This is a genomic window from Candidatus Baltobacteraceae bacterium, from assembly GCA_035502855.1.
Taxonomy (GTDB): domain Bacteria; phylum Vulcanimicrobiota; class Vulcanimicrobiia; order Vulcanimicrobiales; family Vulcanimicrobiaceae; genus Aquilonibacter.
This window is the reverse complement of the sequence record DATJTX010000018.1, coordinates 177,496-190,839: the sequence shown is the minus strand read 5'-3', so window position 1 is coordinate 190,839 and position 13,344 is coordinate 177,496. Positions and strand designations below refer to the sequence as shown.

Genomic DNA, 13,344 nt, shown 5'->3' with positions numbered 1-13,344 from the left:
GGATGGTGCAATGAACGCGACGAGCAGACTGTGCGGCTGCGTTCTCGCCGCCGCTCTAGCGCTAGCCTTGGCCGCGCGCGCGTTCGCCGGCACGACCGACCGGGAATTCCCGGTTGGGAACGCCACCGCACTGCGGCTCAACGTCAGCGGGTCGATTCACGTGATCCCGGTCCCCGGTTTACGCAGCGTCAATCTGCACGTGGTGGACAACGGGCCCTCGACGCCGCCGATGTCGATTTCGACCTCGCGCAGCGGCGCGCAGCTGGTGGTGAAGATCACCGGCCCAAGCGAATCGATCGTGCCGTTCGTCGGTGCGTCGGGATATGAGCTGCAGGTTTCGTATCCGGCCCGCATGCGGCTCGATTTGCGCGAGTTTGCCGGCCGGGTCCACGTAGAACGCGTGACCCAGCCGATGCAGATCTACGACGCGGAGGGAAACATCGTCGTGGACGATGCCGCTGCGGCGCTGACCGCCGAGGACGACGCCGGAGACATCACGGTGGCCGGCGCGCACAGCTCGATCACGCTGACCGTCGGAAACGGCGACGTCGACGCGACGCTGGCGCCCGGTTGGCGCGGGAGTCTGGTACGGCTCGAGGCCTCGGACGGGAACCTTCATCTGGCCGTCCCGGCCGGCTTCCGCGCGCACTACGATCTCACCAGCGGCTCGGGTACCGTTTCCAATCCGCTGCGCAACGTCCCCAAGAGCCCGCTGGTCTTCATGCTCGCCGCCCAGGGCAACGTCTCGATCGGGACTTTGTAAAGCAACTCTTAACCCTGGCCGGGAAGTATCGCGCGATATTTGTCGTAGTCCGAATGCCCTAGATGAGGCATGCTTACGCGTATCCTTACGGAGGTCTTACGTGCGCTTAACGCTCGCATCGCTCGTTTTTACCGTTTTGGCGCTGTTCCCGTCGCTGGCATCCGCCGCGCTCATCGATCCGACGCTCGTTCCCGACGGCACCTACGTCGTGAAGGTCGAAAAGGTCGAAGATACGCAGCACCTGATCGTGCTGATGCAAAACGGCGTTGAAACGACACTGGTCGCGCAAGGCAGCGTCGACTTCAGTAAGGTGAAACCGAACGATACGATCAAGTGCTCCGTGATCAAGGGTAAAGTCCCCGTTTTCCTCATCCAGTAACCAGGGTCGTCTGTAAAGATTCCCGGCTTACCCGCGCGCGGGGGCCTTTCTTGTCGTATGCTGTCATCGCCACGGCCGGGGACGTGGCGCGCTACCAGGCATTATGACTTGGAGGTTTTTCGTGCGTTCTCTCATCGCTCCGGTGCTCTTTGCACTCGCCGTACTCGTTCCGTCATTCGCGTCTGCGGCGCTCATCGATCCGTCCCTCGTTCCCGATGGCACGTATGTCGTGAAAGTGGAAAAGGTCGAGGACGCGCAGCATGCACTCGTGCTGATGCAGAACGGTGTCGAAACGACGCTCGTCGCGGCAGGCAGCACCGATTTCAGCCGGCTCAAGCCGAACCAGACGATCAAAGTCTCGCTGGTCAAAGGCAAAGTCCCGGCCTTCACGACCCCGTAGGCTTTGGCCGGATTTCGGGGTAAAGGGTTCGAGTATCGGACCTTTTTCTCGTTTTCGGGAGGAATCGCATGAGGCTTCGGACGGCGCTGAGCGCCACTATTGCCTTCGTTTGCGCCGCGACGATCGCCGCAAACGCCGCCTTGACCAGCGGTACGCTGCTCAACGGAACCATCGACGGCAATTTCTCCAGCAATCACGCCTACATTGGTGAACCCGTGACCGTTTCGAACGTGACCAACGACGACGGAAGCGGGTCGGTCGTAGGAGGCCGGCTCTACGGCTACGTTGCCGAGGTGCAACCCGCCGGTCAGGGGCGCCCGGGGAAGATTCGCTTCCATTTCACCAAACTGGTGACGCGACGGGGTGTGGTGTACGCGATCGACAGCCGGGTGACCGGCGTGAAGGTGCAGACCAAGAACAATGCGCTCAAAGAAGTGGGCGGCGCGCTCGGTGGAATGCTGGTCGGCAACGCGATCGGCAAGATGCTCTTCCATGTCGGGGGATTCGGTCTCCTCGGCGCCGCCGGCGGCTTTCTGTTGGCGAAGAACAACCGCCAGAACGTGAACGTGCCGGCCGGTTCGATCGTCCAAGTGCAGCTGCTCTCGGTAACGCGCCGCCAAGCGCGTTAGTGCCGGTCGTTCCAGCAACTCCCCAACAACTCGACCGCGCTGCTGCGCTCTTGCGCAAAGGCGCGGTCGTTGCTTTTCCTACCGAGACCGTGTACGGCCTAGGCGCCGCTGCGCTCGATGCTCGTGCGGTCGCGCGTATTTTCGAGATCAAAGCCCGCCCGGCGTTCGATCCGTTGATCGTGCATGTCGCGGACGAAGCGATGCTCGAAGCGATCGTCGAAAGCGTTCCCGCGCGCGCGCACGCGCTCATCGAGCGTTTCTGGCCGGGACCGCTCACGATCGTGATGCGCAAACGCGCCGCGGTTCCGGATTTGGTCACGGCGGGTCTACCGACGGTTGCAATTCGCATGCCGGCGCATCCGGTTGCGCGCGATCTGATCGCGCGCGCGCGCATGCCGCTCGCTGCTCCGAGCGCCAATCCGTTCGGCTACTTGAGCCCCACGCGCGCCGAACACGTCGAACGCTTACTCGGCGAGCGCGTCGATCTCGTCATCGACGGCGGCTCGACGCAACACGGCATCGAGTCGACGATCGTCGTGCTCGAACCCGAGCCGGCGCTCTTGCGTCCCGGCGTGATCGCGGCCGAAGCGATCGAGGAGATCGTCGGACCGCTCGCGCGCGAGCACGCCGACGCGTCCGGTCTGCTCGCGCCCGGACGGCTCCCGCAGCATTACGCGCCGGCCACGCCGATCCGGCTGATCGAAGATCCCACGCGAGTACCGCCGGCGGAACGCGTAAACGCTGCGCTCCTCGCGTTTCGGGAACCGGCCGGGGGATATCGCGAGACGCGCGTTTTGAGTGCGAGCGGCGACTTGCGCGAGGCGGCGGCGCATCTGTTCGGCTACTTGCACGAACTCGACCGCTCCGGCGTCGCCCGCATCGACGCTCAGCGCGTGCCGATGGAGGGAATAGGCATCGCCATCATGGATCGCCTGGAGCGTGCCGGGAATTCCTGACCGGCGCACGCGTGCGCTCGTTGCGCTCGCTGCGCTGGCGTTCATTTGGGGCTATAACTGGGTCATCATGCGCGTCGCGGTACACGACGCGCCGCCGTTTCAATTTGCGGCGTGGCGAACCTTCGGCGGCGCGATCGCATTGGTGATCACCGCGCTGGTTTTGCGCAAGTCTCTGCGGCCGCAGTTTCCGGCCGCGTCGTTTTGGATCGGGTTTTTCCAAACCACCTGTTTTGTCGGGCTGATTTCGTGGGCCGTCGTGACCGCAGGGGCGGGGCAAGTTGCGATGCTCGCCTACACGATGCCGCTCTGGGTGAGCTTGCTCGCGTGGCCGCTGCTCGACGAGCGCATCGGCATGTGGCAGGGTGTCGCGATCGGCACCGCATGTGTGGGTGTTGCCTGCATGGTCGGACCGTTGCGTTCGATCGGACCCGCCGAAGTGGCAGCGGTTCTGGCCGGCCTCGCGTGGGCGATCGGCATCATCCTGACCAAACGGCTGCAACGCGGCGCGGGCGTCGATCTCTTCGGATTGACGATGTGGCAGATGCTGTTCGGCGGCTTCGTCCTGGTGATCGTCGCGCTCGTCGTTCCGGCACATCCGACGACGTGGAATCCGGCGTACATTTTGGCGATCGGCTATAACATCGTCTTTGCCACCGCGCTGGCATATTCGCTTTGGATCTTCGCTCTCGACGTCTTGCCGGCGCGCGATGCCGGCATGGGAACGCTCGCCAATCCGATCGTGGCCGTGCTGGCAGCGTGGATCCAGCTCGGTGAAATTCCGGGACGCCTCGCGGCGCTTGGGATGCTCCTCATCGTCGCCGGGCTTGCTATGCTCACCTTGGCCGACCGCCGTGCCTCCCGGTAGCCGTCGTGGCGGGACGCTCGGGGCTTGCGCGAAGCCCCGCTTTGCAGTACAAATGCACAATAACTCTGTTGAACAAAGCAAATGCTTGGCCGCTTCGCCTGAAACGGCTCTCAGCAATCACCGATAAGATACGTGGAATGAACCTGACCTCTCGCGTCCGCGCCGCTTTTTGCGCGTCTGTCCTCCTGTTGGCCGGCACGTTGCCGGTCTTTGCGTCGGAAGCGCTTCCGTCGGCGACGGCGCAGGACGTGAACGAAAGCTATCACCTGCTCGCGACCTCGTACTATCGCCCGATCGATCCGCAAACGCTGCTCGATAAAGCGCGCGCCGCATTGATCGACGTCGCGCACAAGCACGGGTCGAAGATTGCGGTCGTGCCGCTTCGCGCGAGCGACGATCCCCAGGCGAACACGCAGGCCCTCGACAGCGCGATTGCCGATGCCGCCGCGGACGCGCACGGATCGACGACCGAGTATGCCTACGCTGCGATCGACGCGATGGCTAGGGCCGTCGACGACCGCTACACGGAGTTCATGACGCCCAGTGAGTACAAGGCGTTCAAAGACGCGCTGGATCCGGAGAAGATTTCCGGCATCGGCGTTCTGATTCAGCCGGACGCGACCAGCGGATTGATCGACGTGTCGTACGTCGTCCCCGGCACGCCGGCCGACCGCGCCGGATTGCAACCCGGTGACGAGATCGCGACGATCGACGGTGCATCGACCAAAGGCATCACGACGGACAACGCCAGCAAGCTGCTGCGCGGCAAAGCCGGCACGACGGTGAATCTTGGCATCGTTCGCGGCAATGCGGCGCCCTTTGCCACCGCGATCACGCGCAGCGAGCTGGAACCGCCGACCGTCGTCTCCAAAATGCTTCCGGGCTCGATCGGCTACGTTTACGTGCTCGCCTTTGGACAAAGCACGCCCGACGAATTCGACACGGCGATCAGCCGCCTGAAGAACGCCGGCGCAAGGGCCCTCGTACTCGACCTGCGCAACGACGGCGGCGGTTACGTCGAATCGGCGCTGCAGATCAGCGAGCGGTTCATTGCCGACAAACCGCTGCTCACCGTCGAAGAACGCGGCAGCCCGGACACGACCGTCACCGCTGATAGCGACGGCGTGGCAATCGACGTTCCGGTGACCGTGTTGGTCAACGAGTACACCGCGTCGGCGTCGGAGATCACCGCCGGTGCGCTGCAGGACGACGGCATCGCCTCGCTGATCGGGACGCGCACGTTCGGTAAGGGCGTGATGCAGACGCTCACCCCGCTTGCCGACGGCGCCGCGATCAAGATCACGACCGCGCATTATTTGACGCCGAATCATCAGGACATCAACCTAAAGGGGATCCAACCCGACCTTACCGTAGCGGAGCCGCGTGACGCACGCTTCGGTGATCCGGTGAAGGATCCGCAATTGCGCGCCGCGCTTGACTTTTTGCAGAAGAAGATCGCCCAAGTAAAAACGACCGGCCACTGAAAGCCGGACTGATTTCGTTCAGATCGAGGAGCCGGAAGCCGAAGTTTACGGATGAGTAAATGAGGCTTTCGGCGACGAAGAGCTGGACGAAATCAAACGGCTTTGCTGCGGGTGAGGCGGACCAGCGTGCCGTTGCGTTCGAACTGTACGCGGTCCATCAGGCGGCGCATGAGCAGAATCCCGAAGCCGCCGTCGAGTTCGCCGGTTTCGGAAAGGAGCGTCGGCGGCGAAAAGCCGTCGCCGTTATCCCGAATCTCGATCGTGAGGCGGTCGTCCTCGAACGAGCATCGCACGGAGAAGCCGCTCGAGCGATGCGTGTGACCGTGCTCGACCGCGTTGCTCAGCGCTTCGCCCGCGGCCAAACGGATATCGGAAACCTCTTCGAGTGAAAATCCGCAAAGACGGGCAAATCCGGCAACGGCGTTGCGGGCCAGCGGTACGTTTCGGCGTTCGCCACTGAACGCGGCCCGGAAATTGGGTGTCATGCTTGCGCTCTATCTACCCTTGCACCCCAACGGCAAACGAGGCGAGTACGATCCTTCGTGTAGAAAGATGAGCCATCCGGCCCGGCAAGCGGGCCCGTGGTTGCGGGCGATTAGCTCAGCTGGGAGAGCAGTGCCCTTACAAGGCAAAGGTCGCAGGTTCGAACCCTGCATCGCCCATTTCCGCTTCGCGTCTTGTCGTCTTCGGGCGGCTTATGTGCCTTCGCACACGGCGCCGCCCGAATCCTAAAGCCGCTTCGCGGAAAGCGGACCGCGCTTCCTCGGCTACGTCGCGGAAAGCCGCCCGAATCCTAAAGCCGCTTCGCGGAAAGCGGACCGCGGCTCCTAAAGCCGCTTGGTGAAAACACGGCGCCGCCCGAATCCTAAAGCCGCTTCGCGGAAAGCGGACCGCGCTTCCTCGGCTACGTCGCGGAAAGCCGCCCGAATCCTAAAGCCGCTTCGCGGAAAGCGAAGTGGTGGACCCAATGGCTAGAGAAATGCGATTGTCATGATTCAGTTAAACGAGGTCAACCTCGAGCGCGAGGGAGCGACGGCGATCGTCACCATGCGCCGTCCGGAACGGCGCAACGCGCTCTCGCTCGCCATGATGCGTGAACTGCAGCGCGTGTTGGACGAGATCGGCCAGGACCGCGAGGTGCGTGCCGTGATTCTGGCCGGCGAAGGACCGGCGTTCTCCGCCGGGCACGACCTGCGCGAGCTCCAGGGCCGCGACCGGGCGGCGTACGTCGAAATCTTCGACCAGTGCATCGCGCTGATGGCGACGCTCGCGGCCATCCCGCAACCGGTGATCGCCGAGGTCGGGGCGATGGCGACCGCGGCTGGCTGCCAACTGGTGGCGGCTTGCGACCTGGCGGTGGCCTCGGAGGCGGCCCGCTTCGCCACCCCCGGCGTACGGATCGGGCTGTTCTGCAGCACCCCGATGGTAGCCCTGAGCCGGGCCGTCGGCAGAAAGCGCGCGCTGCAGATGCTGCTCACCGGAGAGCCGATCGATGCGCCGACCGCGCTGGCTTGGGGCCTTGTCAACGAGGTTGTTCCTGCGGACGGTTTGCGCGCGGCCACGCTTGCGCTGGCAGCAAAAATTGCAGCTGCCAGCCGGACTGTTGTCAGACTAGGTAAAGAAGCGTTTTACCGACAGATCGAACTCGACGTCAACGAGGCCTATGCGTTTGCCAAGCAGGTCATGGTCGATAATGCCCAGCTGGACGATGCTCAAGAGGGTATTACTGCTTTCATCCACAAGCGGTCGCCGCGCTGGCAAAGCTAGACCGCACGTAAAATATTCGAACCGCCTCTTTCACGGAAGGCTTTGACCTGCTAAGGTAAGTACCAGAGCAATAGCCACTGCAGCATTATGAGACGTGGGCGCTTCGCTGTGGACAGGCTGGTAAAAAAGACGTCGCCCACACCCGGTATGCGGGCAACCGCATACGCGACGGCATAAAGGCTCGCTACGCGAGCCTTTATGTTTTTATGTGGGGATCGTCGTAGCTCGAACGCGAACACCCGTCCCGCGTGATCCGTCCCGATGCCAAGACGCGCTATGCCGCGTTGATCTTGCTTGTCGCGCTCATCGCTTCGGCGGCGGTGGCGGTTTTTCGCCTATCCGCCGAATCGAAGGCGCGACGCGTCGAGCTCGCGATGGATTATACCGATTTTGTCCAACTCGCGCGCTCCTACAACTACAATCCGGCGGGCTTCCTGATCGCGCTGCGGCGCGCGGGCCTCACCTCGCTCGCACTGACCGAAGAGCTGGGTTCGAACGTCGGCACCGACGGCCGTGCGTACGCGACGACGGGCGCCGCACTCATGAATCAAGCGGAACTCTCGCCGCTCTCCGACCCGCTCCTGGAATCCTTGGTGCGCTCGCGCCGGATCGCGCGCAATGCCATCTATCTCATCATCAGCGATCCTTCGACGTATGCGCGTTTTCGCGCGCAGCTCGCGCTGCACTACGAGCGAAAAAGCATTCGGGTTCTACGCGACGCAAAACCCTGGATCATCGAACTGCGAAGCCAGATCGACTATTTCAACGCGAACGCGCTCGGAATTCCTTCGGATCAGATTGCGTTGGCCAAGCATTTGGGACTGCTCGTCGTTCCGCGCTTCCAAAACGACGAACGCTATACCAAAACGCAGATGAGTACGGCGGTCGACGATGTTCTGGCTGCGGATCCGCATGTCTCGACGGTGATGTTCTTCGGCTTGCGCAACCAGGTCTTCGGGTTTCCGGATCATCTCGACGACGCCATCGCCGTGTTTCGCGAGCACGGTCCGAAGTCGGCGCATCCGTTCAACTTCGGCACGATCGAAACGTACGACAACAGTCAAATCCAAAAGGGCAACGAGACGCTGGCCAAGGGGATCGAGGGACAGACGGTCCGGGTACAGGCGATCGCCAAGACCGACCTCGACAAGATCACGCTCGACGACGTTGTCGGACGCTACGTGTTGGGCGTTCGCGAGCGCAACATCCGCGTCGTCTATTTGCGTCCATGGCCGCATCAGGACGGCAACCTCACGATCGAAGCGACCAACGTCGAGATGGTCAAGGAGATTGCCGATCAACTCAAAGCCCACGGTTTCAAACTCGGGCGCGCCACGCCGATTCCGCTGTATCACGGCGATAACCGCGTACTAGTCGGAGTCGCGGCGCTGGCCGTGCCTTCGATGTTCGTGCTGCTGCTCGGCGCCTTCGGCTGGTACCGCCGCCGGCTTGCCGTGAGCGCGTACGCGCTCACGGTCCTCCTGTATCTCGCCGGTATCGTGGCGCATCACGATCTCTTTGCTCGCTCGATGATCGCGCTGGCCGGCGCGCTGCTCTTTGCGACCGCGGCGTTCTTGACGTTCGCCAAGGCCTGCACTGAAGAGCCGGCGCCTCGTTTGAGCGATCAATTGGTGCGCAGCCTCGGCTGGACGCTGCTCGTAACCGGCGTGACCCTGCTCGGCGCTCTGGTGGTGGTCGGCGTGATGAGCTCCCCGCTCGCCATGGAAGAGATCGAACGGTTCCGCGGGATCCGTCTCGTGCTGGCGCTTCCGCCGCTGATCGCGCTCGTGCTCTATTTGTTCGACCGGCGTTTCAACTCGGGGGTCGAGCGGCCCTCGCAAGTGTTCGACGCGCCGATTCGCGTCTACCAGCTCTTCATCGGGCTGGTCATCGTCGGCGCCGGCGTCCTGCTCTTGATGCGCAGCGGCAACGACAGCGATATCGCGCCCTCGCACTTCGAGCTGCTGCTGCGCCACGACTTGACCGACGTGCTCAGCGTACGCCCGCGATTCAAGGAATTTCTGGTTGGATTTCCGTTCATGATGCTGATGCCGGCGTTGACCTCGGCGCACCGGCGCATCGCAGGCTGGCTGCTGGCTCTCGGGATCGGTGTCGGCATCGGCGACGTGATCGACACCTTCTCGCACCTGCACACGCCGCTAACCATTTCGCTCACGCGAACGGTCATCGGACTCGTGGTCGGAGCGATCATCGGAACCCTCGCGATCTGGATCTATCGCCGTGCGTGTATTGCTTTCGGGCTATTACGGGTTCGGTAACCTCGGCGACGAGGCGTTGCTGGAAGTGATCGTGACGCAGTTGCAAAAGCGCTTTCCGGCGATGCAGATCGACGTGCTTTCGGCAACGCCCGGTCTCACCGCTCGCACCTACGGCGTCGAGGCGACCCCGCGCTGGAACATGCGCCTCGTGCGCGATGCGATCGCCCGTGCCGACGTCGTCCTCTCGGGCGGCGGCGGACTGCTGCAAAGTGCAACCAGTGTGCGCAGCGTCGTCTACTACACAGGTATTCTGCGCGAAGCCGTTCGGCAACGGCGTAAGGCGATGATCTTCGCGCAATCGGTTGGCCCGCTCGACCTTTTGGGACGCATCGTCGTGCGCAATTTTTGCCGCGGGGTGAACCGTGCGACGGTGCGCGATGCGCGCTCGCAGCGTCTGCTCCAATCGCTTTTGCCGCAAACGCCGGTGGAACGTACGGCTGATCCGGTCTTTCTCTACGAACTTCCGGTCGAGGAGGTCGACCTTGGTAGCGAGGGATTGGGACCCGATCCCTACGCGATCGTGAGCGTGCGCAAGGTTTCCAGCCTCAAGGAAGGTCAGTACGCGATTGCTCGCGCGGTCGATCGTCTGGCGCAGACGCACGGCGTTCGCGTTGCGTTCCTGCCGATGGGTGGCGCCGGCGACGCCGAGATCTCGACCTCGATCATTCGTCTGTGCAAGAGCGCGCCGATGCTTTTGCCGGAGTGTTCGCTCGCGCGCGCCGCGGCGATTCTGCGCGGAGCGCACGTGGTCGTCGCAATGCGCTTGCACGCGCTGATCTTGGCGGCGCGTTTCGGCGTACCGTTTCTCGCCATCCCCTACGATCCGAAGGTCGCCGCGCTCTGCGACGATCTCGCGTATCCGCTGGAGCCGCTCTGGACGCCGGGCAAAGCCGCGCCGGCCGATCTTGCGGTCGACGCGCTGGTCGACCGACTGATGTCGCAGCGGGAGGCGCTCGCGTCCGCGCTTCGCCGGCAGGCTGCCGAGATTGCCGCCGCCGCGGCACGAAATTTCGACGTGCTCGGCGAATTGATGCGCGATCCATGAGTGAGACCGTCGAACGCGATTATCGCGATACCTTACGTTTACCCAAGACCGCCTTCCCGATGAAAGCGGATCTACCCAAACGCGAACCCGATCGGCTCGCGTGGTGGAATGCGCAACGCGTCTACGAGCGCAGGCTCGAAGCCAATCGCAAGAACGGGCCGTGGATTCTCCACGACGGTCCGCCTTACGCCAACGGCGAGTTGCACATGGGGCACTTCCTGAACATGGTGCTCAAGGACATGTTCGTGAAGATTGCGCTGCTCGACGGGAAGTGGGCCGATTTCATTCCCGGTTGGGACATGCACGGGTTGCCGATCGAACTCGAGACGCTCAAATTCCTGGGCATCAAGGACTTTCACGCGATCGACCCGCTCGAACTGCGCGAACGCTGCAAGGAGCGCGCGCTCTTTTGGCTTGGGCGTCAAAGTGAAGCGCGTCAGCGGATGGGCGTCTTCGGTCACTTCGACCGGCCGTATCGGACGATCGATCCGTCGTTCGAGGCGACGATCGTCAACGCGCTCGCCGACTTGGCCGAGCGCAAGCAGCTCTACAAGGGGTTGCGCTCGACGTTGTGGTGCGTTCACGACGAAACGGCGCTGGCCGAGGCGGAAATCGAATATGAGCCGAAGATCTCGCCTTCGATCTACGTCCGCTTTTCGGCCGGCGACGAACAGCGTGAGGCTATACTGTCGGTGTTTGCCGCTTCACGTCATCCTGAGGTGCTCGCCGAAGGCGAGCCTCGAAGGACGTCGGTCCTGATCTGGACGACCACGCCGTGGACGTTGCCGGCCAACGTCGCGATCGCGCTGCGGGCCGACGCCACCTACGGACTCTATCGCGTCGACGACGAGCTGCTGATTCTCGCCAGCGCGCTTGCGCCGAAGGCGCTCGGGGAAGCCTTTGCGCGCGCGGAATTGCTCGCGAGCGTCGCCGGCGATCGTCTCGACGATCTGCGCGTGCGCCATCCCTTCATGGATCGCGATTCGGTCATCGTGCTCGCCGATTACGTCGATCTCGAAACCGGAACGGGCGCGGTGCACACGGCGCCCGGACACGGTGCCGACGACTTCGATACCGGGGTCAAGTACGATCTACCGATCCTCAACCCGGTCGATGCGTCGGGACATTTCACGCAAGAGGCTGGTCCATACGCGGGCCTGTTCATCTTCAAGGCCAACAAGGTCATCGTCGAAGACCTGCGCGCGAGCGGCGCGCTCTGGCGCGTGGAGGAGTACGAACATTCCTATCCGCACTGCTGGCGCTGTCACAACCCGGTCATCTTTCGAGCGACCGCGCAGTGGTTCATCGCGATGGATCAGAATCGCCTGCGCGCGCGCGCAATCGAAGCGGTCGATCGTGTCGATTACGTTCCCGAGTGGGGCCGCGCGCGTCAGCGTCAGATGATCGAAAAGCATCCCGAATGGTGCCTTTCGCGCCAGCGAATCTGGGGCACCCCGATCCCGGCCCTGCTCTGCGCCGCATGCGGCGAATCGATGCTCGATCCGCACGTCGCACGGAACGTGGCGAAACGCTTCGCTGAAGCGGGCGCGGGTTCGTGGTGGGTCGATCCGGTCGAGATGTATCTGCCGGCGGGGTTTCACTGCCCGAATTGTCGCGGAACCACGTTCGAGAAGGAGATGAACATCGTCGATATTTGGTTTGAGTCGGGCGTGACGCATTTAGCGGTGCTCGGTCACGATGATATCCCCTGGCCGTGTGAGATGTATCTCGAAGGCGGCGATCAGTTCCGCGGCTGGTTCCGCAGTTCGCTGCTGACCGGCGTCGCGATCAAAGGCGATGCACCGTACAAACGCGTGGTGAAGAATGGCTGGGTCAACGACGAGCAGGGGCGGGCGATGTCCAAGTCGCGCGGCACCGGCCTTGACGCGGTCGAGGCGATGAACCGCTGGGGCGCCGACGTGCTGCGTCTATGGTCCGCGTCGGTGGAATTCGTCGACGACGTGCGCTTCGGTCCGAACGTGATCGAACAGGTCGGCCGAGTCTATCGCAACATCCGCAACCGCATTCGCTTCATGCTCTCGAACCTCGACGATCTGGGTGCCCACGACGTCGTTGCGCGCGAGGAGATGGAACCGCTCGATCGCCTGGCCTGTGCGATCACCGACACCTTCGTCGCCGAGGTAAAGGCGCTCTACGAGACCTTTGCCATCCACGACGCATATCTACGTGTGGTCGAGTTCGAAAGTGCGATGTCGAGTTTCTATTTCGACGCCCTCAAAGACCCGCTCTACTCGCTGGGCGAGAACAGCCGTCGCCGGCGCAGCGCGCAATCCGCGCTGCTCTACGCGCTCAAACGGTTGCTGACGGCGGTTGCGCCGATTCTCTCGTTCACCGCCGAGGAAGCCTGGCAAGAGGTCCCGGAGCGGCTGCGCGGCGACGAACGCAGCGTCTTCGATTCGGCATTCGGCGCACCGGCGACCGCGCCGCCGCGCGAACGGGAACTGTGGGAGATGCTGCGCGAACTGCGCGCCCGCGTCGCTGCATCGGAGAGCCCCCGCGATTTCGAAGCGCGGGTCGAGCTGCGGGTCCCCGCCGCGCGCTTCGGCGAGCTGAGCGCGCTCGGAGACAACCTGCGCGAAGCGTTGGTCGTCTCGCAATTGGACCTGCGTGAATCACCCGGCGAGGAAACCGGTCTCACGATCCATCCCGCCTACGGCGAGAAATGCCGCCGCTGCTGGAAGTTTCGCGAGCTCGGCACCGATCCCGAACATCCGTCGATCTGCGCCGACTGCGCCGCCGTCGTCCGCGCGCTCTAG

At 63.3% G+C, this 13,344-nt stretch carries 12 protein-coding genes and 1 tRNA gene; 12 read left to right on the top strand and 1 reads right to left on the bottom strand.

Annotated features, from left to right (window positions below; translation table 11 throughout):
- The first annotated feature begins 10 nt into the window (after positions 1 to 10).
- From VMF11_05735 to VMF11_05705, 7 genes are all read left to right on the top strand, one after another.
- The gene (locus VMF11_05735) at positions 11 to 763 is read left to right on the top strand and encodes a hypothetical protein (protein ID HTU69803.1); all 753 of its coding nucleotides are present in this window, start codon (positions 11 to 13) and stop codon (positions 761 to 763) included.
- A 100-nt stretch (positions 764 to 863) separates the two neighbouring features.
- Positions 864 to 1,142, top strand: coding sequence for a hypothetical protein (locus VMF11_05730; GenBank protein HTU69802.1), 279 nt, complete (start codon positions 864 to 866; stop codon positions 1,140 to 1,142).
- A 121-nt stretch (positions 1,143 to 1,263) separates the two neighbouring features.
- A complete protein-coding gene (locus tag VMF11_05725) occupies positions 1,264 to 1,542 on the top strand; it encodes a hypothetical protein (protein ID HTU69801.1) in 279 nt (92 codons plus the stop codon).
- Between the two features lie 68 nt (positions 1,543 to 1,610).
- Complete coding sequence (locus tag VMF11_05720; protein ID HTU69800.1) at positions 1,611 to 2,171, top strand: hypothetical protein; 561 nt, start codon at positions 1,611 to 1,613, stop codon at positions 2,169 to 2,171.
- A complete protein-coding gene (locus VMF11_05715) occupies positions 2,171 to 3,127 on the top strand; it encodes an L-threonylcarbamoyladenylate synthase (protein ID HTU69799.1) in 957 nt (318 codons plus the stop codon). Before VMF11_05720 ends, VMF11_05715 begins: the two co-directional genes overlap by 1 nt.
- Positions 3,111 to 3,992 carry an EamA family transporter gene (locus VMF11_05710; GenBank protein HTU69798.1) on the top strand — a complete coding sequence of 294 codons (882 nt, stop codon included), beginning with the start codon at positions 3,111 to 3,113 and terminating at the stop codon, positions 3,990 to 3,992. Before VMF11_05715 ends, VMF11_05710 begins: the two co-directional genes overlap by 17 nt.
- A 137-nt stretch (positions 3,993 to 4,129) precedes the next feature.
- Positions 4,130 to 5,476, top strand: a complete 1,347-nt coding sequence (locus VMF11_05705; protein ID HTU69797.1) for a S41 family peptidase — start codon at positions 4,130 to 4,132, stop codon at positions 5,474 to 5,476.
- 92 nt (positions 5,477 to 5,568) lie between these two features.
- Here VMF11_05705 and VMF11_05700 read toward each other — a convergent pair whose 3' ends face one another.
- Entirely contained in the window at positions 5,569 to 5,961 is a 393-nt protein-coding gene (locus VMF11_05700) for an ATP-binding protein (protein HTU69796.1), read from the bottom strand.
- A 104-nt stretch (positions 5,962 to 6,065) separates the two neighbouring features.
- Here VMF11_05700 and VMF11_05695 point away from each other — a divergent pair.
- From VMF11_05695 to ileS, 5 genes are all read left to right on the top strand, one after another.
- Positions 6,066 to 6,138, top strand: a tRNA-Val gene (locus VMF11_05695).
- 328 nt (positions 6,139 to 6,466) lie between these two features.
- Entirely contained in the window at positions 6,467 to 7,243 is a 777-nt protein-coding gene (locus VMF11_05690; GenBank protein ID HTU69795.1) for an enoyl-CoA hydratase, read from the top strand.
- Between the two features lie 248 nt (positions 7,244 to 7,491).
- Complete coding sequence (locus VMF11_05685; GenBank protein HTU69794.1) at positions 7,492 to 9,522, top strand: DUF5693 family protein; 2,031 nt, start codon at positions 7,492 to 7,494, stop codon at positions 9,520 to 9,522.
- On the top strand, positions 9,485 to 10,567 hold the full coding sequence (csaB, locus tag VMF11_05680) for a polysaccharide pyruvyl transferase CsaB (protein ID HTU69793.1): 1,083 nt from the start codon (positions 9,485 to 9,487) through the stop codon (positions 10,565 to 10,567). The genes VMF11_05685 and csaB overlap by 38 nt, the downstream gene beginning before the upstream one ends.
- Entirely contained in the window at positions 10,564 to 13,344 is a 2,781-nt protein-coding gene (ileS, locus tag VMF11_05675) for an isoleucine--tRNA ligase (GenBank protein HTU69792.1), read from the top strand. The genes csaB and ileS overlap by 4 nt, the downstream gene beginning before the upstream one ends.

Excerpts from the sequence above, each read along its gene's own strand:
- ileS (HTU69792.1), top strand. The coding sequence starts at position 10,564 with ATGAGTGAGACCGTCGAACGCGATTATCGCGATACCTTACGTTTACCC.
- VMF11_05735 (HTU69803.1), top strand. The coding sequence starts at position 11 with ATGAACGCGACGAGCAGACTGTGCGGCTGCGTTCTCGCCGCCGCTCTA.
- VMF11_05705 (HTU69797.1), top strand. The coding sequence starts at position 4,130 with ATGAACCTGACCTCTCGCGTCCGCGCCGCTTTTTGCGCGTCTGTCCTC.
- VMF11_05700 (HTU69796.1), bottom strand. The coding sequence starts at position 5,961 with ATGACACCCAATTTCCGGGCCGCGTTCAGTGGCGAACGCCGAAACGTA.
- VMF11_05690 (HTU69795.1), top strand. The coding sequence starts at position 6,467 with ATGATTCAGTTAAACGAGGTCAACCTCGAGCGCGAGGGAGCGACGGCG.
- VMF11_05720 (HTU69800.1), top strand. The coding sequence starts at position 1,611 with ATGAGGCTTCGGACGGCGCTGAGCGCCACTATTGCCTTCGTTTGCGCC.